The organism is Frankia sp. CoBUL1 (assembly GCF_978021245.1).
Genome location: NZ_CDXDOS010000234.1, coordinates 3,676 through 5,458, shown reverse-complemented (window position 1 = coordinate 5,458; position 1,783 = coordinate 3,676). Strand labels below are relative to the sequence as shown.

Here is a 1,783-nt window from a genome sequence, read left to right as displayed (position 1 = left end):
GCCCGCCTTCCTCACAGCGGTGATCGGTGGCCCGTCGGCCGACGTCGAGGACCGGGCGGATCACCGGATGCTGCCCGGCCCCCGGACGGCATCCGGTGGGTACCACACCACAAAGAAGGGCACGGACTGTGGAGGCGGCCACTGTGGGGGCGACCACTGAAACGTGGGGGCGTGGGGGCGACCACTGAAAAGGAGATGACGAGCACGGGGAGGACCGCATGCTCGCGAGTGACCATCGGCTCGGGCTGGCTGCCGAGGCGTTCATCTTCGGATATCCCCTGGTCAGCAACGTCCGGCTGAGCGTACGGACGGCGGCTGAGGGAATCGGGCCAATCCGGCCTGCCGGGTACAACGCCTTCGCTCACGAGACGGAACCACCCGCGCCACTGTCCTGCTTCGTCAGCGTCGACAACGACGCCCTGTGCTCGGTGGCCGAGGTCGACCTCACGCCGGGTCCGCTGGTCCTGCGGATCCCCGACACGCCGGATCGTTACAGCGTTATGATCTTCATGGACGCCTGGCGGAACAACTTCGCCTACGTGGGACGGCGAACCACCGGCGGACGGGGTGGGCGCTATCTGCTCGTCCCGCCGGGCTGGACAGGCAGCGCGCCCGCGTCGCTGGCCCGCATCGAGGCACCGACCCGGCTGCTGACGCTGATCAACCGGTTCGGCTTCGACGGCCCGGCGGACATCGCGGCGGTGTCCCGGCTGCAGGAGGAACTGGACCTGAGCCCGCTGGATCCCGAGGCCCGCCGCGCGGAGGGACCGCCAGAACACTCGAAGAGGGTCTGTGACGACCTCCGGTTCTGGGAGGAGCTGCGCATCTGGCTGCGCTCCTATCCTCCGTCGCGGGCCGAGGCCGAGTACGCCCGCCACTTCACCTCGCTCGGGATCCTCGACGATCCTTCGCCGTACGTCGACCCCAACCCGGGCCTCGCCTGGTCCCTGCGCACCGGGCTGCGCGCCGGCCGCGACAAGCTCGAACGGGTGGCGCACGCCGGCCGGGCGCTGACGAACGGCTGGGTGAGCACCCCGCATGCCCTCGACTTCAACCTGGACCGACTCGGACCGGGCACGATCGACGATCCGGCCTGGCGGATAAGCGATCGGGCACAGGCCCGTCTCGCCCGGGCGATGGCCGCCCGGCTCCCGCGGGGTGCGACACACGGCTATGAGGAGATCCAGGCGAGCCGTGCCATTGACACGGACGGCCGTCAGCTGAGCGGGGCCCACCGGTACCTGCTGGAGCTGGTGCCGCCGCCGCAGGCCGCGTTCTGGTCGCTGACGATGTACGACGCGCCCGAGTACTACCTCGTCGAGAATCCCCTGCACCGGTATTCCCTGCGGAGCGGCGACCGCGATCTGCGCCGCGGTCCGGACGGCTCGGTGCGCATCCTGCTCCAGAGTGATCCCCTGGAGGACGGCGGGCCGCTTGACAACTGGCTGCCCGCGGCGGTCGGCGATTTCCGGCCCGTCCTACGGATCTACGAGCCGGGGGCCGACGTCCTCGACGGAACGTACGTGCTCCCTCCCATCCGCCGCATCGACCGATCACCGGGCCGGCCGATCATCAGGCCGACCGTTCACCGGGGCGTCGGGGCGCCGGGGCAGGCAGGTCACCCGGGCGGGCAGGTCAGCCTCGACGATCATCGATGATGATGCGCAGCGGCGGCCGACGTCCCTCCCCGACCTCATCGACCTCCCCGAGGGATCCGAGCACGGTGACCGGCGGGCCGGCAGCCGGCCGGGAACCGTCCGGCTTGGAACCGTCCGACCGGGAA

At 70.7% G+C, this 1,783-nt stretch carries 1 protein-coding gene; it reads left to right on the top strand.

The window, feature by feature from the left end:
* Nucleotides 1–218 precede the first annotated feature (218 nt).
* A complete protein-coding gene (locus tag AC08OX_RS14540) occupies nucleotides 219–1,658 on the top strand; it encodes a DUF1254 domain-containing protein (protein ID WP_476608314.1) in 1,440 nt (479 codons plus the stop codon).
* Nucleotides 1,659–1,783 lie beyond the last annotated feature (125 nt).